Origin of the sequence: Bacillus sp. FJAT-45350 (assembly GCF_002335805.1) — a bacterium.
Classification (GTDB): domain Bacteria; phylum Bacillota; class Bacilli; order Bacillales; family NISU01; genus FJAT-45350.
Genome location: NZ_NISU01000001.1, coordinates 977,930 through 998,810 on the forward strand (window position 1 = coordinate 977,930; position 20,881 = coordinate 998,810).

Consider the following 20,881-nt stretch of genomic DNA (forward strand, 5'->3'; position numbering starts at 1 on the left):
GTTTAAGTGAATTAGTAAAAGATTAATAGAATGGAATTTTTACATACCTAGAGGAGTGTTAATGATGCTAACGAAGACAAAAATACCAAAACATTTAAAAAAATACACGGTAACACAGGAGTATGAGCAGTATTCTGCGATTAATCAAGCCGTGTGGAGATACGTTATGCGTCAAAACTACTATACTCTTAAAGATATTGCACATGAAGCCTATAATGACGGGTTACGAGCGTCAGGAATTTCAATAGAAAAACTACCAGACGTAGAAGAAATGAATGAATGTTTATCGAGGTTTGGGTGGGGAGCAGCGACAATTGATGGCTTTATTCCAGGGGTAGCTTTTTTCGAGTTTCAAGCAAATGGAATTCTACCAGTTGTAGCAGAAATTCGTAAACTAGAAAACATTCAATATACACCGGCTCCTGATATTATTCACGAAGCAGCAGGACATGCGCCAATCCTTTGTGACAGTAAGTATTCTGAATATGTGAAGCTATTTGGAGAAATCGGTAAAAAAGCAATCGCAACAAAAGAAGAACATAATCTATTTGAAGCTGTTCGTACGTACTCAAATCTTCTCGAAAAAGGTGAATCGACTGAGGAAGAAATCGCTGAGGCAAAGAAAAACATTGAAGAAGTCGAAAAGACAATTACAGGACTATCAGAAGCAGAGAAAATAGGAAGGTTATACTGGTGGACGGTAGAATACGGTTTAATAGGTGACTTAACGAATCCAAAGGTGTATGGAGCAGGATTACTGTCATCAGTTTCTGAAGGACGTAACGCACTAGACGAATCTGTTGAAAAGCTTCCTTTTGAACTAGAGAAAATCATTCAAACAGATTTTGATATTACGAAACCACAGCCGCAACTATTTGTGTGCAGAGACTTTGAACAATTAATAGAAGGTGTTAAGGAATTTGCCAAAGAAATGGCATTCATGAAAGGTGGGGCAGAGAGCTTAGAGAAAGCCAAGCAATCTGCGAATATAGCTACAGTAGAATATAGTTCTCGTTTGCAAGTGACAGGAATTGTTGATGAGCTTTTATATAATAATCGTAATGAGGCAATTTACCTAAAGATGAAAGGGCCTACTGCATTAGCTTACGACAATAAAGAAATTGCTGGGCATGGAACGGAGACTCACCAAGATGGCTTTGGTGCACCAATCGGAAAGCTTAACGGTCATTCGATACCGTTAGAGCGTTTCAGTGATAGAGAGCTGGAAAGAGTGGGGATAGTTCTAGGAAATGAATGTGAGCTTCAATTTGAGAGTGGTGTGATTGTAAAAGGTGTCGTGGAAGGAATCCATAGTCGTGACGGTCAAATACAAATTATATCCTTTAAAAATTGTAGTGTGACTCTGAATGAGCTTACTTTATTTGAACCAAGCTGGGGTACTTATGATATGGCTGTTGGTGAGTCAATCCCATCAGTTTATGCTGGAGCTGCTGACGGTGAAGCGTATTACTCAATAGGAAATGAAGAGAACGTTAACCAGGCGGTTTTCATTATGGAAGATACACCTCTAAATCGATTATATCAACAAGTAAGAGATGTGAGAGAGGGTAATCGAGATAACGTAGGCCTTGTTGTTAGTACTGTTTGGAATGAGCTTAAGCAAGACTTCCCGAATGATTGGCTTCTAAGGCTTGAATTGATTGAGCTAGTAGAAAAATCAGATATGTCGGGAATAAGAGAAGAGATTTTAGCAGAGTTAAGAGGGTTGCAACAGAAAAACAATGAGCTTAATACATTAATACAAAGAGGATTAGAAATTCTTTAAAGAGAGACTGTGTCAAAAGGTCGGTATTTGACCTTTTGACACAGTCTCTATTCTATTGATGTGTTTTACGGATTTGTTGACCATAACCCCGCACCTTTTACAAGTACTCTTGGGTTAAGTTTTAATCCGGCTACAAGATATTCTGCAAGGTCTTCTGGGTGCATCACATCTTCCGCATTTCCAGAGATAAGATTCGCTTCTTTTGCTAAATCGGTGACTACTGTACTTGGTGTTAATGCAGTAACACGGATATTGTGCTTTCTAACTTCTAACATAAGGGACTCAGTTAAGCCTAAAACACCAAATTTTGAAGCACTATAAGCACTTGTCACAGGTGCGCCTTTCTGACCAGCAGTTGATGAAATATTTACGATGTCTCCTGATTTTTGCTCGATCATATCAGGTAAGACCGCTCGAGTTACGTTGTATACACCCATTAAATTCACTCGGATAATGTTCTCCCACTCTTCAGGAGACAAATCAAGAAAGCCTCCGAATTTAGCAGTACCGGCGTTATTAACTAAAATATCAATTGAACCAAAATCATTCTTAATATGTTCGACAGCATGATTAACTGCTTCTAAGTCGGATACATCTGCAATTGCAGAGGAAACGGTGATCCCGTATTGACTAAGCTCAGTAGCTAAATTCTCTAGGTTAGACATCGTTAAACCAATTAATCCTAAATTGACACCTTCTTTTGCAAGTTCAATGGCAGTGGCACGTCCAATTCCTCTACCTGCCCCTGTAACAATTGCATTTTTTCCTTTTAACGAAATCATCATTTTACCCCCAGTTTAATGTAAACAAAATCATAGTAGTAATATGGTACAAACTGAAGAGATACTTCCCTGTAAATTATATCCATATAGCTAACGTATCGCAAAAGCATTCAAAATAATTGCTAAAATATAATACAATCGGTATACTTATGTATTTGAGGGCAATTATTGATAATTCGTATTAAAATCAAAGTGAATGATTGACTTACGGCTATCTAGGGTAGTCGTTTTTTTGAGGAGTTTGAAGATTTTCGTATTGAAAGAAAACTACTTACAATAGAGTTTGGGCATTCTAATAGTAAAATAATAATAGAAGTGAGGATTTAATCGTGAGTACAGCAGAAACTAACAACAAATGTGTCATCGTCATTTTTGGTGCCACAGGAGATCTTGCGAAAAGAAAGCTTTTTCCGTCCATTTATAACTTATATAAGAAAGGACAGTTGTCTGATAACTTTGCTGTTATTGGGGCAGCGCGACGTGATTGGTCGGATGAAACATTTAGAGAAAATGTTGTAACATCGATACACGAGTCTAAAATAGAAGCTAGTGAAGATGTACAGGCTTTTGTAGAACATTTCCGTTACTTATCTTTTGATGTGACTAATGAAGGATCTTATCAAAATTTACATGGATTAATTAATGATTTAGATAAAGAATTTAGCATTCCAGGAAACCGAATTTTTTACATGGCGATGGCTCCACAATTTTTCGGAACGATTGCTTCGTATTTAAAGTCTGAGGGTGTGACAAATACCGATGGATGGAATAGATTAATTATCGAAAAACCATTTGGACATGACTTCGAATCAGCTAAGAAATTAAACGATGATTTACGTGAGGCTTTTGAAGAAAACGAAATTTATCGTATCGATCATTATCTTGGGAAAGAGATGGTTCAGAATATTGAAGTAATCCGTTTTGCTAATGCAATTTTTGAACCATTATGGAACAATCACTACATCTCAAATATTCAAATTACGTCTAGTGAATCACTTGGTGTAGAGGATAGAGGTGGCTATTATGAAGGTTCTGGTGCACTTAGAGATATGGTTCAGAATCATATGCTACAAATGGTTGCGCTACTTGCAATGGAACCACCGATTCGCTTAACAACAGAAGAGGTGCGTAGTGAAAAAATTAGAGCATTACGAGCATTAAGACAGATGAATGAAGAAGACGTTGATACATATTTTGTTCGAGGTCAGTATGGACCTGGAATTGTAAATGAGAAGGAAGTCAATGGCTATCGTGAAGAAAGTAATGTTGACCCTAACTCCCAAACGGAAACATTTGTAGCTGGCAAGCTGTTTATTGATAACTTCCGTTGGGCTGGAGTTCCTTTTTACATTCGCACAGGGAAACGAATGACGGAAAAATCGACAAAAATTGTTATTCAATTTAAAGAGTTACCAATGAACTTGTACTATAAATCAGCAGATGAAATGCATCCTAACCTACTAATTATCCATATTCAGCCAGATGAAGGGATTTCGATTGTTTTAAATGGAAAGAAACGAACGCTGTCTGGAGAAACTACGCCTGTCAAGTTAGACTATTGCAGTAGTTGTGATGATGCTTTAAATACTCCAGAAGCATATGAAAAACTTCTAAATGATTGTATTTTAGGAGATGCAACGAACTTTACCCATTGGGATGAAGTGGCGCTGTCATGGAAATTTGTTGATACAATTTCTAATGCATGGTCTAAAACAACACATACAGATTTTCCGAATTATGAGTCAGGTTCAATGGGACCAAAATCTTCAGATGGACTACTATCAAAAGATAGTTTCCGTTGGTGGCCAATTTTAGATGACAGTGATTATTCAGTTAAATAAACTTTGGAAGGGGTATGACCAATGAAAATGTATGATATTACAGTACCAATTTATGATGGAATGCCAGTATATAAGAATAAGCCAGAAAAGCAACCAAAACTAGAAACAAAAACGAATGGCTATGTGACGGAATCGAGATTGTCTCTCGATGTTCACACAGGAACACATATAGATGCACCGTTACATATGGTGAATGATGGAGAAACATTTGAAACAATTGAGATGGACAAGCTAGTAGGACCTTGTAAAGTATTTGATTTTACCGAACTAGATGGTGGCATAAAAAAGGAACACCTTGAAGGTTTAGATATTGAAGAAAATGATTTCATTCTGTTTAAGACAAAAAATTCGTATGACAAAGAATTCAACTTTGATTTTATTTACTTAGCAGAGTGTGGTGCAAAATACGTAGCTGAAAAAGGAATTCGTGGTGTAGGGATCGATTCTCTAGGGGTAGAGCGTAGTCAAGAAGGACATCCAACACATAAGACATTATTCGGTAACCGCATCATCATTATTGAAGGATTGGATTTAAAAGAAGTGGAGCAGGGGAGTTACTTTATGGTAGCAGCTCCGCTGAAGTTATCTGGGACAGATGCTTCGCCGGCAAGAGTTTTACTTTTTGAGGGCATGGGAGTTTAATTTTAATTATAAATTATGAGTTATGAGTTTATAATTTCGAATTGCGAATTGCGAATGGAAAAGCATTGAGAGGGCTTGTTTCTGTTAATGCAGTGACTTGGCTCATTGCTTAAAAAAAGATCGAGTGAGGTGTATTTTCTCACTCGATCTTTTTTTATATCCAGTTTGTATGGAATGTGCCTTCTTTGTCAATTCGTTTGTACGTGTGTGCACCGAAGTAATCTCGTTGTGCTTGTAGTAGGTTTGCTGGGAGTGTAGCTGTACGGTAGCTATCATAGTATGAAAGAGCAGCTGAGAATGCGGGTACTGGTACACCATGCTGTACAGCGACAGAGATTACATCACGTAAAGCACCTTGGTATGATTGAACGATTTCTTGGAAGTGCTTGTCTAATAATAAGTTAGGTAGGTTCGGGTCCGCGTCATATGCATCTTTAATATTTTGTAAGAAGCCTGCACGGATAATACATCCACCCCTCCAAAGCATAGCAATACTTCCGATGTCTAGGTTCCAGTTGTACTCTTCTGAAGCTGCTTTAAGCTGTGAAAGACCTTGTGCATATGAACAGATTTTACTCATGTACAATGCTTTTCTAATCGCTTCAATTAACTCTTTTTTCTCCATAGCTAATGATGGCTTTTGCTCAGGACCTTTTAGAATTGTACTAGCATGGACACGCTCTTCTTTTATTGCTGATAGGCAACGAGCGAAGACAGACTCTGTGATAATTGGAAGTGCAATACCTAAATCAAGAGCACTTACGCTTGTCCATTTTCCTGTTCCTTTTTGACCAGCTGTATCTAAAATGACATCCACTAAAGGCTTACCTGTTTCAGGATCCATTTTCTTAAAGATATCAGCGGTAATTTCTATTAAGTAGCTATCTAGCTCACCCTTATTCCAGTCTGAGAAAATTTCGTGAAGCTCTTCAGCACTTAAATCTAACGTGTTTTTCATTAAAAAGTAGGCTTCGCAAATTAATTGCATATCACCATACTCGATGCCGTTATGAACCATCTTTACATAATGTCCTGCTCCATCTGTACCGATGTAGGAACAACATGGCTCACCATTTACTTTAGCAGAGATTTGTTCAAGCATTTCTTGAACTTTTTCGTATGCTTCCTTTTGTCCACCTGGCATAATAGAAGGTCCTTTTAATGCTCCTTCTTCACCACCTGAAACACCAGCACCAATAAAGTTAATACCTTTTTCAGCTAAATACTGATTTCGTCTAATTGTATCTTCAAAGTATGTATTTCCTCCATCAATGAGGATATCCCCTTGTTCTAAGTATGGTAATAACGATTCTATTGCTTTATCAGTAATTTCTCCTGCATTCACCATTAATAAAATTTTACGTGGTTTTTCTAATGATTGAATAAATTCTTGAATATCTGCAGTTCCTACAAGGTTTTTGTCACTATGTTCAGCCAAGATATCATCTATCGTTTTCTTCGTAATATCATAAATCGCAACAGAAAATCCTTTACTTTCAAAATTTAGTGCGAGGCTTTTTCCCATTACTCCAACACCGACAACACCAATTTGTTGTTCACGCATAGTTGTTCAACTTCCCTTCATTTAAAATACCTTGCTATTATATATGAAAAAGCTACTAAAAGTCATAAATATAGCGATACTATTTATTTTACACAACTGTTAGGTAATTAACCAAATACAATTTCAGAAAAATGTTAAATAGTTCTGTACTATATTATCATTCACTGCTTTGTTCCCCGTCTTCTATTATAGGTAATACAGTAGAGTATTTTATTTCTCTTAATCCTAAGCTTGTTTGGATTTTCGTTATACCTAGTTTGTTTAGCTTAATGATAAATGATTGTAAATCCTTTCGATCCTTATTTGCGACCTTTAAGAGATAGTCATATTCCCCTGTTAAACAATGACATTCTAATACCTCAGGCATTGCTTCGAGTGCACTTTCTATCACATTTAACTTCTCAGCTTCATGGATATTTGTACTAATAAAAATAAAACAAAGTAAATCAAAGCCAAGTTTTTCAGGATTTAAAATAGTGACCTGGCGATGAATATAACCTTCACTTTCAAGCCGTTTAATTCTTGAATGAACAGCAGGTGAAGAGAGGTTTACACGCCTTGCTATTTCGGCATTACTTAATTGTGCTTGTTTTTGTAATATATCTAAAATTTGTAGGTCAACTTTGTCGAGAACCTTCCTTACGATTGATTCCATACCATAAACACCCCTTTAAATTATTTCAAATAGAGTTACGTTTGCTCCTTGAAACAAAATAATCTTCTGTATTTTAGTTATTTACTTTAAAGTATTTTGAGTTTAATCCATTATACAAAATATTATATTGAAAAACAGCAATAAATGTTAAGGTTATTAATATACATATCGATTAATTGTGAGAGGAGGGCTTTCGTTGCGTTATTTCTATTTTGGATTATTACTATTAACGAGTTTATTATGGGCAGGAAATTTCATTGTCGGAAAATGGCTCGTTGAACATGCCTCTCCAATGACATTAACTAGTTTACGTTGGTTGATTGCAGTTGTTTGTTTATTTCCGATAGTGTGGTGGACTGAGAAGAAGATCTTACCTTCACGAAAGTCAATTATTCCGTTGTTTTTCATGGGGATTACTGGGGTTGTTCTTTTTAATGTCTTACAATTTATCGCTCTAGAGCACACATCAGCAACGAATGTTGGATTAATCTCGACATTAATAGCACTTTCAATTGCTTTTTTCTCAGTTCTTTTTCTTAAGGAGAAACTTACTATATTACAAGTAGCAGCTATGTTTATCTCCCTTTTTGGGGTGCTTCTCGTCCTGACAAAAGGAAATAGTGCAATTTTATTTTCGCTTCAGTTCAATATAGGGGATTTATTTATGATCGGTGCTGTTTGTATTTGGGGAATTTACGCTGTATTAAGTAAGTGGGCAATGACGTACACATCACCAATGATGGCGACACTTTATTCTGGAATCTTTGGTTTGATGGTACTACTTCCTTTTAATATATCAAGTTTTACTGTATCAAATATAAATACTACCTTCATTTATTCAATCCTTTACACTGGGGTCATTTCAACGGTCGTTTGTATTGTGCTTTGGAATCTTGGTGTGAAAAAATTAGGCGCAACAACGGCTGGACTCTTCTTAAATTTCAATCCAGTCTTTACAGTTATTTTAGCCTTTCTTCTTTTAGGCGAGAGAATGACAATCATTCAAGTGATTGGAAGTATTATCGTCATTATTGGATGTTTCTTGTTTACGTACTTTAAGGATAAGAGCTTCCTTACTCGAAAGCCTGTTCCAGCAAGTATACAAGCTAAAGTAGAACGAGTGAGCTAGTTTCGATTACTTTGATTACAGCAGGATTTATACTATAGTTATTATTAGGCCCAATGAAAAAGTGTGGTTTTTACTATTTCATTGGGCTTAAAGTATTGTGCGATGCCGTTTCCTCTTTTTAAAGCTTGCTACGAGTGAGTTTTTCGTAGTAAGCGCGCAACGTGCGAAGCCATTATCACTTCTTGAATCGTCAATAATGACATTTTTAGTGCTCTCGATTTCCTAAGGGCTTTTTGAAATAAGAAAATTCTATTAGAGGTTGGTTATATATGAAAGCAAGAAAATCATTTACGGAATTTGTTGAAGATACGATAGATAATATGAAGGATTTTGATTCGAATGATTTGAATTGTATAAGAGAAAGCATCCGTAACGCAATTCATTATTACGATTTAAAGTCTAATGTAGAAGAAACAGAGGCAGGACGAGTAGAAGTATTATATATTACCTCGATGGCTGAAGAGAATATGCTTTTAAAAATAGTGGAATTAGCTGTTAGTGGTAATGTAGAACAAATAAATCTAGAGTCGGTGTATGAAAGCCGAGTAGTAAGAAGTCATTAACTTAGGGGGACTTACGTTGAATATTACAAGATTTCCAAGAAATATTTATACATATTCACCTACACCAATCGAGAAAGCAACACGGCTATCAAATTCGTTGAAGGGACCAAACGTATATATAAAGCGTGATGATTTACTTGGTCTAACGGAAGGTGGAAATAAGACTAGGAAGCTAGAGTTCCTTATTGCGGATGCCCAAGAAAAAGGGGCTAATACAATCATCACAGCAGGTGGAATACAATCAAATCATTGTCGTTTAACATTAGCAGCTTGTGTAAAAGAAAACCTGAAATGCATTCTTGTACTAGAGGAAAACGAAGTAAATCAATATCATACAGACACGAATGGAAATGTCCTTCTTTTTCAATTACTAGGAACTGAGTCAATAAAAATTGTCCCAAATGGCACTGATGTGTACAGAGAGATGGAGAAGATAGCAGACGAAGTAAGGGAGTCTGGTCGTAACCCTTATGTAATTCCCGTTGGCGGTTCAAATGTGATTGGTGCTACTGGCTATGCTGCGTGTGCGGAAGAAATTGAACAACAAGCAAAAGAACTCGGTATCCACTTTGATTATGTTGTATGTGTAAGTGGTAGTGGGGGAATGCACGGTGGATTAGTCACTGGTTTTAATGGATTAGATAGTAATCAAGAAGTTATTGGTATCAATGTAAGTAGAGGGAAAGAGGAACAGGAAGAAAAGGTCTATCAGCTAGTAAAAGAAACCGCAGAGCATCTAGGGTTAAACAAGACAGTCCATAGAGAGGCGGTTTCTTGCTTTGATGATTATGTAGGACCTGGATACGCCTTGCCGACAAATGAAATGGTAGAGGCTGTGAAGCTAGCAGCAAGTACAGAGGCAGTATTGCTCGATCCTGTATATACTGGGAAGGCAATGGCTGGGTTGGTTGATTTGATTCGCAGGGGGCATTTTAAGCCAAGTGACAATATTTTATTTATCCACTCTGGTGGGACACCTGCTGTTTATGCATATGCACCTGTTTTTTTATTATGAGAAATAAAATAGTGTAGTTCAGGTCAGCAAAGATAACGTAAATGTATAAGCCATTAGTTTTGCCAAAGTAAAAAGAAGGATAGGTGAGCAATAATGAAACATGCTTTGCCTATCCTTTTTATACAAAGGTAAGATTGGCTTATTCATTGAACAATGGCTAGGCAGTGTTGTTGTTCATTTTGCTGTAGCTGTTTCGTTAGTGAAAACGGTTCCTATTCTGGATGTTATCTGCTTGGTTTAGTGTATTTTTTGAAAGAAACTAAATTGGGTGGTTATTCAACTTAATGGTATTCCTGTAGTATAGTTCGTTATTTTCTTTTATCACTAATGGATTCCAAATTTTCGAGGAGGTTTTTAAGGTTAATAAGATTAATTAGAGATAGTAACAATTTTAGAAGTCGTTTTCTTTGAAGTGGCACGTGCTTTACCAAATCTTTTCCTAATTTACGTTGTTTTCGAAGTTCTTCTAATAAACATTTTATTCTTTCTAGTAGCGCCTCGATTCTCTCTTCTAATTGTTTACGAATCTTTCTAAAAGTATCTAAATCGTGTAATTGTGGCAAGGTATGCGCCTTTTTGTGCTTCAATAATGATTCTAAATCAAGTTGTTTATCTAGCACTGGATTTACTAGAATATCTTTTCTTACATCTTCTAGTAATGTATCAAGTAAGCATCGCACATCAGTATCAGACTGTAACCTAAGAAGGTTAATTATTTCTTGAAGGGTTTTATCTTTGTTCATACCATTTTCTCTCCTTTATAGTAATTTTTTATTCTGTACTAGTATATTCAAGATTACTAACTTTGTTATGAAAATGATTGCTTTGCCTTGTATATGTAGATGTATAGATGATGAAGTAATAAAACATGGATAGTACAACAAAATAGGGAACTAAATCATTATGCGATTTAGTTCCCTATTAGGAGCAGATTGATTTAGACAAGCCTGAGAGTTACTCATTTTAATAATTTATCTACTATTTGAAGTATTACGGTTATACTATTGACCTCGATGTTTTTTGTTTAGTTGCTGAATTTCAGTTACAAGCTCTTTCATCTTTTCTTTCGCATCTGGATACTCCTCGTTCCAATGCTTTGCTAGGGCAGGCATGCTTTTCGAAATATGTGTATATAACGCCCATGCCTTAACCTTTTCTGTTACGTCTGGTGATGCTTCCCCTAATAATAACTCTGTGTATTTTTCTAGCAATCCATCTAGTTGTTCCTGTAATTTATCGTCCAAAATGAACCCTCCTACGTCAATAATGTATATAGCAGTATAACATAATTTCCACTCGATTTCGTACTAGAAGGCTTTACATGAATGAAGGCAGGCTGATTGCTCACCGTTTGTTGTGCATGCTATCATCATAAACATAATAATCTTGAAGGAGCTGTTCCTTTTGGTAAAAGAAATTAGTTTAAATGACAGAGCGATTAACATAGATAGCTATACAGAGGAAAAGGTACAGGGATTACATAAAATAGACGTTGAATTTAAAGTGACGAGTGAGGAATACCATGAAATTACGACATTGCTCTATCAGGGTATGTTTGATGTAAACGTCCCAGAAAAAGAACTATCCTTTCGAGGGTCGATTCAACAGTATTTTACTTCGGTGACAAATTTATATGAAGAAGGTCAAGTAGGCACATTTACAGTAAGCTTGCTTGAAGAAAAAGAGCAGGCAGACTTATGAAATTAAGTATATTAGACCAGTCTCCGATTTCAGCAAATCAAACTCCACAAGATGCTCTAATTGAATCAATGAAGCTAGCGCAAACAGGAGAAGAGTATGGATATACTCGTTATTGGATAGCAGAACATCACGATCTTCCAGGGCTTGCGTGTCCTACACCTGAGGTAGTTTTAGGGTATATTGGGGCCCATACAAATCGGATTCGTATTGGCTCTGGAGCAGTGTTGTTACCTCATTATCGACCGTATAAAGTAGCTGAAGCTTTTAATACACTAGCCACATTGTTTCCCGATCGAATTGACCTTGGAATTGGCAGAGCGCCAGGTGGTTCAGCTGAAGCAACGAATGCGTTATCTACAAACTTTTTAAAACAAACATGGGATATGCCAAACTTGGTGAAGGAGCTTATTCATTTTTTAAATGACAATTTTCCAGAAGGGCATGAGTACGAGAAGGTTTCAGCTTCACCAATACCTGAAAACCCTCCTATTGCGTGGCTTCTCGGGACGAGTGAAAAAAGTGCATTATTAGCTGCGGAAAACGGTTTACCTTATACATTTGGACAATTTATGAGTGATAAAAATGGTGCAGAAATCATTCAAACTTACCTAGAGCGTTTTCAACCAAGAAGAACTAGTGACCGTCCTGAAGTTATCGTTACAGTATCAGCCTTCTGTGCGGAAACGACTGAAAAAGCAGAGGTAATGGCACTAACTTCAATCATCTGGGGGATTCAAAGGGAAAAAAATGAAGGTAACGGGTTGATTCCTTCGACTGAAGAAGCAATGCAATATAAGCTAACGCCTAAAGAAAAAGAAGTCGTTGAAAAAAGGAAACAACAGATGATTATTGGCACGCCAAGGGGAGTAAAGGAGAGGCTTATAGACATTCAAAGCCAGTATCATACGGATGAAATTATGATAGTCACAAACACTTACTCAACTAAAGACCGTGTTCAATCATATAAATTAATAGCAGAGGAGATACTCTGATAATAATAATCTAATTCGGACATATTAAGAACATTATATGTATGTCTGGAGGGACTTAAAGTGAGTAAAGCAGAGAACAAATTATCCGTTTTCGCATTAGGTGGCTTAAATGAAGTCGGTAAGAACATGTATGCAATTCAATATGAAGATGAGATTGTTTTAATTGATTGTGGTAATAAGTTTCCAGATGAAACTCTTTTAGGAATTGATTTGATTATCCCAGATGTTAGCTATTTAGTAGAGAACAAAGAGAAAGTTAAAGCATTAATCGTTACACATGGGCATGAAGATCATATTGGTGGGATACCATTTCTACTGAAAAAAATTAATGTGCCTGTTTATGCGACTCGATTTACATTAGGGTTAATCGAATTAAAATTAAAAGAACATAAAATCTTGAGAGAAACTGAATTGAATGAAATTAATTCAAATTCAAATGTAAAGCTTGACCAAATCAGTTTAGACTTTTTCAAAGTGACTCATAGTATTCCTGATTGCTTAGGGATCGTTTTTAATACACCTGAAGGAAAAGTTGTACATACTGGTGACTTCAAGTTTGATTTGACACCTGCTCAAAATGAACATTCAGATATTCATAAAATGGCTGAAATCGGTAAAGAAGGTGTCTTACTTTTATTATCTGAAAGTACAAACGCAGAACGTCCAGGATCTACACCAACTGAACAAATTGTCGGTGAACATGTATTAGATGCTTTTATGAAAGCTGATGGAAAAGTAATTCTATCTACGTTCGCATCGAATATTAGTCGTGTTCAACAAGTTGTAGATGCAGCTATAAAAACGAATCGAAAGCTTGCACTACTTGGCCGAAGTATGGTCAATGTCGTTTCAGTTGCGATCGAAAGAGGATACTTATCAGTGCCGGAAGATATGTTAATTGAACAAGACCAAATTAATGAAATGGCACCGGAAAAGGTTGCTGTGTTATGTACAGGTAGTCAAGGTGAACCAATGGCAGCGTTATCTCGCCTATCAACGGGTAACTTCCGAGGAGTCGAAATTGTTCGAGGCGATACAGTAATACTTGCAGCAGGACCGATACCTGGTAATGAAAAGAATGTAACGAAAATTGTGGACAACCTATTTACGATTGGCGCTAATGTCATTTATGGTTCTGGTAGTTCATCAGGTATGCATGTATCAGGTCATGGTTATCAAGAAGATTTAAAGCTGATGCTGACATTAATGAAGCCAAAATATTTTGTCCCGATTCATGGCGAGTACAGAATGCTCCATCACCACCGCATGTTAGCAGAATCTGTTGGAGTTGAGGAAGGGAACACCTTTATTATGAAAAATGGAGATGTTGTCGATATTGCTAACGGTGAAGCGCGACAGACTCGTAAAATACCAACAGGGAATACGTACGTTGATGGTATTGGTGCGGATGATGTTGGAGACATTGTCCTACGAGACCGTAAGCAGTTATCAGAAGATGGTATGCTAGTAACTGTCTTAACAATGGGTAAACGAGACATGAAGCTTGTATCAGACCCAGACACAATTTCCCGAGGCTTTGTCTATGTTAAAGACTCTGAGGAATTATTAAAAAATGTAAATAACCTTATTAAGAGTACTGTCAATAACCTTGAAGAAGAAAACAAAAAAGAATGGCATATGATAAAAAAGCAAATTAAACGAGCTGTTGGACAATATATCTTTAAGCATACAAAGAAAAAGCCGATGATTCTCCCGATAATCATTGAGATTTAGGAAAACTTTATCCAAGCAGTCGCATTCTCTTTAACGAGAGTGTGACTGTTTTGTTTTCTCTGGTTAGATGCTATTGTTACATATGTTTGATACAATAGAACATAATTTCAATTTAATGGGTGATGACATGGATAAAGAGAAATTATTAAAAGTTATAGAAGCAGCAAAGCTTTACTACTTACTTGATTATACCCAAAGTGAGATTGCAAAGGAACTAGGCGTATCTCGTCCTACCGTCTCAAGACTTCTTCAGCAAGCAAAAGAGGAAGGAATCGTCGAAATTAAAATCATTGACCCAACGGAAGATGTAGACAATCTATCTTTTGAACTTGAACAAAAGTTCAATTTAGAAAAAGCAATTGTAACTCATATTCCGCATTATGAAGATCATGTGATAAAAACGTTCATAGGAGAGGCAACGGCGAAGTATCTAAATGAAATATTAAAAGATGGTGATATTATTGGCGTTACTTGGGGGACAAGCCTATATCACACAGCAGTTGAATTGCATGAAAAAGAAGTAAAAGATGTAAAAGTGGTTCAATTAAAGGGTGGAGTAAGTCACTCTGAAACGAATACACATATGAATGAAATACTTTATTTATTTGGACAAGCATTTAACGCAGCTACTCACCATTTGCCTTTACCTGCGATTGTTGACCATGTTGTAGTGAAACAGGCGATGGAAGCAGATCGTCATATAAAGAAAATACTAGAGCTTGGTAAACAATCTAATATAGCATTATTTACAATTGGCCCTATAAAATCAGAATCACTACTATTTAAGCTTGGATACTTTACTGATGATGAAATACAAGACCTTAAATCAAAAGCAGTAGGAGATATTTGCTCTCGCTTTTTTGATCATAATGGACAGGTTTGTAATGAACAGTTAAATTCTCGAACATTAGGGATAGAGCTTGAAGAGTTAAAAAAGAAAGACAAATCAATCTTAGTAGCTGGAGGCCCGACTAAAATTGAAGGGATATATGGTGCACTAAAGGGAAATTATGCAAATGTGCTAGTAACAGATCAACATACAGCCAAGTTCCTACTAGACAAATAAGTGGATAAGAGGGCTTCGTCTTCCTTACTCATAGCTTACTATGGAAAAAAACTATAGTAGGCTTTTTATGTTGAATTTTTCTCTGATTCTTAATTACAGCTGAACAATTGATAAGTCGAAAACATTAAAATAGTTAAAATAAATACTTGTTTGACGGAATTGTTACAGGTTACCTAATATATTTTACAAATGTTCATTGAAGCGTTTACATTTGTTCTTTTAATCTGTTATATTATGAGTATATTGATCATGATCATCTATTAAATTACAAAGCTAGTGTTATTAAACTTCATAAAACTACTAACTAACTGGGGTGAACAGCATGAATATTATATGGGGTTTGTTTGGGGTTTTTACAGTCTTATTTATTGCCTATCTTTTCTCGAGTAATCGTAAAGCAATTAAACCTAGAACAATTCTTGGTGGATTAGCTATACAATTAACGTTTGCATTCATTGTCTTGAAGTGGAATTTTGGTAAAGAAATGTTGCAGAAACTAGCACTAGGAGTTAATGAAATTGTTAACTATGCGAACGAGGGAATTGAATTCTTATTTGGTGGATTATTTGTTGCAGATAATATTGGTTTTATATTTGCATTTCAAGTATTGCCTGTTGTTATCTTTTTCTCGGCATTAATATCTGTCCTATACTATCTTGGAATAATGCAAATTATTATTAAAATATTAGGTGGAGCACTTTCGAAGTTATTAGGGACGAGTAAAGCAGAGTCATTATCTGCTGCGGCAAATATTTTTGTTGGACAAACAGAAGCACCATTAGTAGTAAAACCATATTTACCAAAGATGACGAAATCAGAGCTTTTTGCGGTTATGACTGGTGGGTTAGCATCTGTAGCAGGTTCAGTATTAATTGGATACTCACTACTCGGTGTCCCGTTAGAATATTTGTTAGCAGCAAGCTTTATGGCTGCCCCTGCAGGTTTAATCATTGCGAAAATTATGCTTCCTGAAACAGAAGTTTCACAAACTTCAGATGAACTTGAAATACAGAAGGACACAGAATCAGCTAATGTAATTGATGCCGCTGCTCGTGGTGCTAGTACAGGACTAACATTAGCTCTTAATATTGGTGCAATGTTACTTGCTTTTATCGCATTAATTGCTTTAATTAATGGAATTTTAGGAGCAGCTGGTGGAGTGTTTGGATTTGAAGGAATTACTCTTGAGATGATTCTTGGAGTGTTATTTGCACCACTTGCCTTTGCAATCGGTGTTCCGTGGGCTGAAGCGGTACAAGCAGGTGGTTTCATTGGACAAAAAATTATCTTAAATGAATTTGTTGCGTATGCTTCATTTGCACCACAAATTGCAGAGCTTTCTCCAAAAGCAGTTGTAGTCATTAGTTTTGCATTATGTGGTTTTGCTAACGTTTCTTCCATTGGTATTTTACTAGGTGGTTTAGGAAAACTTGCGCCTAATCGTCGAACAGACATTGCAAAACTTGGTATGAAAGCAGTTGTAGCGGGTGTACTAGCATCGTTATTAAGTGCATCTATTGCAGGGATGTTATTCTAAAAAATTAAATTGTTAGGAGATGGCACGCATGAGAATGGTAGATGTCATTGAAAAGAAGCGAGATGGACATGCTTTAAGTAAGGAAGAAATTGATTTTGTTATTGAAGGTTATACAAATGATCAAATACCTGACTATCAAATGTCTAGTTTGGCAATGGCGATTTTCTTTCAAGGAATGACTCAGCAAGAACGTGTGTATTTAACAGAGGCAATGGTTAGTTCCGGAGACCAAATTGATTTATCTACGATAGAAGGAATTAAGGTAGATAAGCATAGTACAGGTGGGGTTGGTGATACAACAACACTAGTCCTAGCTCCCTTAGTAGCAGCTGTAGGAGTACCAGTAGCGAAAATGTCAGGTAGAGGTCTAGGTCATACAGGTGGAACGATTGATAAACTAGAAGCTGTACCAGGCTTTCATGTGGAAATAAGTAACGAAAAATTTATGAAGCTAGTAAATCAAAATAAAGTTGCGGTGATTGGGCAGAGTGGAAACTTAACTCCAGCAGATAAAAAGTTATATAGTTTACGTGATGTAACAGCGACAGTAAATTCGATACCACTTATCGCTAGTTCGATTATGAGTAAAAAAATTGCCTCTGGAGCAGATGCGATTGTACTAGATGTTAAAACAGGAAATGGCGCCTTTATGAAGGAGCTTGATGATGCAGTAGAGCTTGCTAAAGCAATGGTTGAAATCGGAAATGGTGTTGGAAGAAATACGATGGCAGTTATTTCAGATATGAGCCAACCTTTAGGCTATGCGGTAGGGAATGCGCTAGAAATAAAAGAAGCGATTGATACCCTTGTTGGTAATGGACCAGAGGACCTTCAAGAGTTATGTCTAACATTAGGTAGTCATATGGTTGTGCTTGCCAAAAAGGCAAAAACGAAAGAAGAAGCCAGACAAATGCTTCTTGACGTAATGGAAAACGGGAAGGCACTTGAAACGTTTAAAATATTCCTTGCTTCGCAAGGTGGAGATCCATCCGTTATTGATAACCCCTCAAAGCTTCCGACAGCACGCTTTACATTTGAAGTAAAGGCAGAAAAATCAGGATATGTTTCTAGCATCATTGCTGACAAAATTGGAACAGCAGCAATGATACTAGGTGCAGGCCGCGCAACAAAGGAATCAGTAATTGATTTAGCGGTAGGTCTTGTTTTAAACAAAAAGGTAGGAGATTTTGTGGGAGAAGGGGAGTCGATTGTCACGATTCATAGTAATACTGATGCTATTGAAGATGTAATGAAACGAATCTCCGACGCTTACACTATAGTAGAACACGAAGTTAAGGCTCCAGCACTAGTTTATCAAGAGATTTTATAAATGGATAAACTCTTATAAAAATGTAAGGAAGGATGAATGAAACATGACGAATTTAGCAAAAATGATTGACCATACAGCACTAAAACCAGAAACAACGGAGGAACAAATTGAGACTCTTTGTAAAGAAGCGAGAGAGTATAAGTTTGCCTCTGTTTGTGTAAATCCAACGTGGATAGAAACGGCTGCGGAACTTTTAAAAGACTCTGGAGTAGATGTATGTACAGTAATAGGTTTTCCGTTAGGTGCGAGTACACCAGAAACTAAAGCATTTGAAACACGGGATGCTATTACAAAAGGTGCAACAGAAGTTGACATGGTTATAAATATTGGCGCATTACAAGATGGAAATGATGAGTTAGTGGAGCGTGATATTCGCGCTGTCGTTGAAGCAGCAAAAGGGAAAGCATTAACAAAGGTTATTATTGAAACGTGCCTACTAACAGATGAAGAAAAAGAACGAGCTTGCCGTCTAGCAGTACAGGCAGGAGCTGATTTTGTGAAAACATCAACTGGTTTTTCATCAGGAGGGGCAACTGTTGAGGATATCGCTCTAATGAGAAAAACGGTAGGACCGACAATTGGTGTAAAAGCTTCAGGGGGAGTTAGAAGTTTAGAGGATGCAAATGCAATGATTAATGCAGGAGCGACACGTATTGGAGCTAGCTCAGGAATTGCGATTGTAAATGGACAAACTTCAACTTCAGATTATTAATTAGTAGTGGAAGTCTTGGGTTGTGCTAAAAGGTAAAAATAGACCTTTTGACACAACCCCTTTCTATTAATAAGCTCTCCTATGCGAATTATGTTTTGTGAATGGGTAACATTAATAATGATAAGAGACTAGTAAGGGAAGTGACAAAAATGACAAATACAATAACATTTTTAAAGGGAAAAATGAAAGACATAAAACCTGAAATCGGCTTAATTCTAGGCTCTGGTTTGGGGGTATTAGCAGATGAAATAGAAAATCCAATAAAAATTGCCTATAATGAAATACCAGATTTCCCAGTATCGACAGTAGAGGGACATACAGGTCAGCTAGTAATTGGTACATTACAAGGAAAGCAAGTCATTGCGATGCAAGGGAGGTTTCACTATTACGAGGGATATTCATTAGAAAAAGTAACGTTTCCTGTTCGGGTAATGAAAGAACTAGGCGTTATTAACTTAATTGTAACGAATGCTGCGGGTGGAGTGAATGAGAGCTTTTCCCCTGGTGACTTAATGCTAATAACTGACCATATTAATAACATGGGTAATAATCCGTTAATTGGCCCGAATGATCCGACAAAAGGAGTACGTTTCCCTGATATGTCAGTAGCGTATAGTAAAAAGCATATAGCATTAGCAAAAAATATAGCATCAAACTTAGGAATAGCAATTAAAGAAGGGGTATATGTAGGAAACACAGGACCATGTTATGAAACTCCTGCAGAGGTAAAAATGATTCGTACTCTTGGAGGAGATGCAGTTGGTATGTCAACGGTCCCTGAAGTAATTGTAGCACGACATTCCAGCATGGACGTACTAGGAATATCGTGTATTTCTAATATGGCAGCTGGTATACTCGAGCAACCTCTTAATCATGAGGAAGTAATTGAAACAACAGAAAAAGTAAAAGACAATTTCCTACGGTTTGTGAAAGCAATAGTAGCGGAAATGTAATACGTAAGTACAAGATTGAAAGCAAAAAAATAACCTCAATCATGAGGTTGCGTTGTTCCGGGGTTGTGTCAAAAGGTTGATTTTTACCTTTTGGTACAGCTCCGTTTTTGTTTCAACTGTATCAATAACGTTCGATAAGCCATGTTTTGTACCTTAGTACTGCAAGCGGTTTTATCCTCGTACTCCGGTGGCAATCATCTAACTACGGCTGAACTAAGGTTCAACCGTCCTTCTCTCTGTTTGATTCCTTCGAGAAGGTGCCCCTACCTAATTTTGGGTTTCTCGCTCGTGGGGTTTACCTCGTTCCACCTTAAAGATTTCTCATTAAGCTTCGTCACTGTGGCACTTTCAGGGATACTCAACCATATCTCAAAAGGGACTTAGGCGTTTTTTCCCGCCGTCAATTCAGCCTTAAGCCAAATTGCCCTAGCTTATTGATTGGCTAGGCACGAACACTACGGGCATCTTAGCACCGTGCGAGCATGGACTTTCCTCTACAACATTTACATGTCGCAGCAATTGCCTGAACGTTATATCAGCTGTGTAAGAAATAGTATATCAAGATAATAGATGTCGGTCAAAAGTAATTTTTGGTAATCTAGTAGAAGTTGAAGTAATTTAATGATAACTTTGCTAAACTGTTAAATATATACACAAATGGGCACATTCTAGAAAAAATGAAGGAAAAGAGATTTTTAGGATGTTGCTAAGAAGGCCGTATCGAGTGAGAAAGCTATGAAATAAACACGTTGGTTTTCATATATGTCTTTTTATGGGATGAAGTTTAGTATGATAAAAGGAGCATTCCTGTTAGAAGGTTTTTCGGGGACTTGAACAAAAAAGAGCCCTCTTGGTATGATACGGGGTGTCAAATCTGGA

General features: G+C 36.8%; 19 protein-coding genes and 1 other RNA gene. 14 read left to right on the plus strand and 6 right to left on the minus strand.

What is annotated here, in order from left to right:
- The first annotated feature begins 64 nt into the window (after positions 1-64).
- Positions 65-1,786 carry an aromatic amino acid hydroxylase gene (locus CD003_RS04910; RefSeq protein ID WP_096199780.1) on the plus strand — a complete coding sequence of 574 codons (1,722 nt, stop codon included), beginning with the start codon at positions 65-67 and terminating at the stop codon, positions 1,784-1,786.
- 65 nt (positions 1,787-1,851) lie between these two features.
- On the opposite strand, the gene CD003_RS04915 is transcribed toward CD003_RS04910, so the two are convergent.
- Complete coding sequence (locus tag CD003_RS04915) at positions 1,852-2,568, minus strand: 3-ketoacyl-ACP reductase (RefSeq protein ID WP_096199782.1); 717 nt, start codon at positions 2,566-2,568, stop codon at positions 1,852-1,854.
- A 329-nt stretch (positions 2,569-2,897) separates the two neighbouring features.
- Here CD003_RS04915 and zwf point away from each other — a divergent pair, with 329 nt between their 5' ends.
- Together zwf and CD003_RS04925 are read left to right on the plus strand one after the other, a co-directional pair.
- Positions 2,898-4,409, plus strand: coding sequence for a glucose-6-phosphate dehydrogenase (gene zwf / locus CD003_RS04920; protein WP_096199783.1), 1,512 nt, complete (start codon positions 2,898-2,900; stop codon positions 4,407-4,409).
- A gap of 21 nt (positions 4,410-4,430) precedes the next feature.
- Positions 4,431-5,051: a cyclase family protein gene (locus tag CD003_RS04925; protein ID WP_096199785.1), complete on the plus strand. Its 621-nt coding sequence runs from the start codon at positions 4,431-4,433 to the stop codon at positions 5,049-5,051.
- 154 nt (positions 5,052-5,205) lie between these two features.
- Here CD003_RS04925 and gndA read toward each other — a convergent pair whose 3' ends face one another.
- Together gndA and CD003_RS04935 are read right to left on the minus strand one after the other, a co-directional pair.
- A complete protein-coding gene (gene gndA / locus CD003_RS04930; RefSeq protein WP_096199787.1) occupies positions 5,206-6,615 on the minus strand; it encodes an NADP-dependent phosphogluconate dehydrogenase in 1,410 nt (469 codons plus the stop codon).
- A gap of 157 nt (positions 6,616-6,772) precedes the next feature.
- On the minus strand, positions 6,773-7,270 hold the full coding sequence (locus CD003_RS04935; protein WP_096199789.1) for an Lrp/AsnC family transcriptional regulator: 498 nt from the start codon (positions 7,268-7,270) through the stop codon (positions 6,773-6,775).
- Positions 7,271-7,466: 196 nt separating this feature from the next.
- On the opposite strand from CD003_RS04935, the gene CD003_RS04940 reads away from it, so the two are divergent.
- The 3 genes from CD003_RS04940 to CD003_RS04950 all read left to right on the plus strand — a co-directional run bounded on the left by CD003_RS04940 (position 7,467) and on the right by CD003_RS04950 (position 9,977).
- Complete coding sequence (locus CD003_RS04940; RefSeq protein ID WP_096199791.1) at positions 7,467-8,399, plus strand: DMT family transporter; 933 nt, start codon at positions 7,467-7,469, stop codon at positions 8,397-8,399.
- 269 nt (positions 8,400-8,668) lie between these two features.
- A complete protein-coding gene (locus CD003_RS04945) occupies positions 8,669-8,962 on the plus strand; it encodes a DUF6407 family protein (RefSeq protein WP_096199793.1) in 294 nt (97 codons plus the stop codon).
- Between the two features lie 16 nt (positions 8,963-8,978).
- Positions 8,979-9,977, plus strand: coding sequence for a D-cysteine desulfhydrase (locus tag CD003_RS04950; protein WP_096199795.1), 999 nt, complete (start codon positions 8,979-8,981; stop codon positions 9,975-9,977).
- Positions 9,978-10,285: 308 nt separating this feature from the next.
- Here the strand turns inward: CD003_RS04950 and CD003_RS04955 are convergent, their stop codons facing one another.
- Positions 10,286-10,720 carry a hypothetical protein gene (locus CD003_RS04955; RefSeq protein ID WP_096199797.1) on the minus strand — a complete coding sequence of 145 codons (435 nt, stop codon included), beginning with the start codon at positions 10,718-10,720 and terminating at the stop codon, positions 10,286-10,288.
- A 258-nt stretch (positions 10,721-10,978) separates the two neighbouring features.
- Positions 10,979-11,221, minus strand: a complete 243-nt coding sequence (locus CD003_RS04960; protein WP_096199799.1) for a YusU family protein — start codon at positions 11,219-11,221, stop codon at positions 10,979-10,981.
- Between the two features lie 160 nt (positions 11,222-11,381).
- Here CD003_RS04960 and CD003_RS04965 point away from each other — a divergent pair, with 160 nt between their 5' ends.
- From CD003_RS04965 to CD003_RS05000, 8 genes are all read left to right on the plus strand, one after another.
- Positions 11,382-11,678, plus strand: a complete 297-nt coding sequence (locus tag CD003_RS04965) for a DUF3219 family protein (protein ID WP_096199801.1) — start codon at positions 11,382-11,384, stop codon at positions 11,676-11,678.
- Positions 11,675-12,670 (plus strand): LLM class flavin-dependent oxidoreductase, encoded by a 996-nt coding sequence (locus CD003_RS04970; protein WP_096199802.1) that lies wholly within the window; start codon positions 11,675-11,677, stop codon positions 12,668-12,670. The genes CD003_RS04965 and CD003_RS04970 overlap by 4 nt, the downstream gene beginning before the upstream one ends.
- A gap of 60 nt (positions 12,671-12,730) precedes the next feature.
- Positions 12,731-14,404, plus strand: coding sequence for a ribonuclease J (locus CD003_RS04975; protein ID WP_096199804.1), 1,674 nt, complete (start codon positions 12,731-12,733; stop codon positions 14,402-14,404).
- Between the two features lie 127 nt (positions 14,405-14,531).
- Complete coding sequence (locus tag CD003_RS04980; RefSeq protein WP_096202255.1) at positions 14,532-15,470, plus strand: sugar-binding transcriptional regulator; 939 nt, start codon at positions 14,532-14,534, stop codon at positions 15,468-15,470.
- A 322-nt stretch (positions 15,471-15,792) separates the two neighbouring features.
- Positions 15,793-17,007, plus strand: coding sequence for a NupC/NupG family nucleoside CNT transporter (locus CD003_RS04985; RefSeq protein ID WP_096199806.1), 1,215 nt, complete (start codon positions 15,793-15,795; stop codon positions 17,005-17,007).
- 28 nt (positions 17,008-17,035) lie between these two features.
- Entirely contained in the window at positions 17,036-18,337 is a 1,302-nt protein-coding gene (locus tag CD003_RS04990; RefSeq protein ID WP_096199808.1) for a pyrimidine-nucleoside phosphorylase, read from the plus strand.
- A gap of 43 nt (positions 18,338-18,380) precedes the next feature.
- Complete coding sequence (gene deoC / locus CD003_RS04995) at positions 18,381-19,049, plus strand: deoxyribose-phosphate aldolase (protein ID WP_096199809.1); 669 nt, start codon at positions 18,381-18,383, stop codon at positions 19,047-19,049.
- Between the two features lie 149 nt (positions 19,050-19,198).
- On the plus strand, positions 19,199-20,002 hold the full coding sequence (locus CD003_RS05000) for a purine-nucleoside phosphorylase (protein WP_096199811.1): 804 nt from the start codon (positions 19,199-19,201) through the stop codon (positions 20,000-20,002).
- A 130-nt stretch (positions 20,003-20,132) separates the two neighbouring features.
- On the opposite strand, the gene rnpB is transcribed toward CD003_RS05000, so the two are convergent.
- An RNA gene (gene rnpB / locus CD003_RS05005) (RNase P RNA component class B) lies at positions 20,133-20,533 on the minus strand.
- Positions 20,534-20,881: the final 348 nt, after the last annotated feature.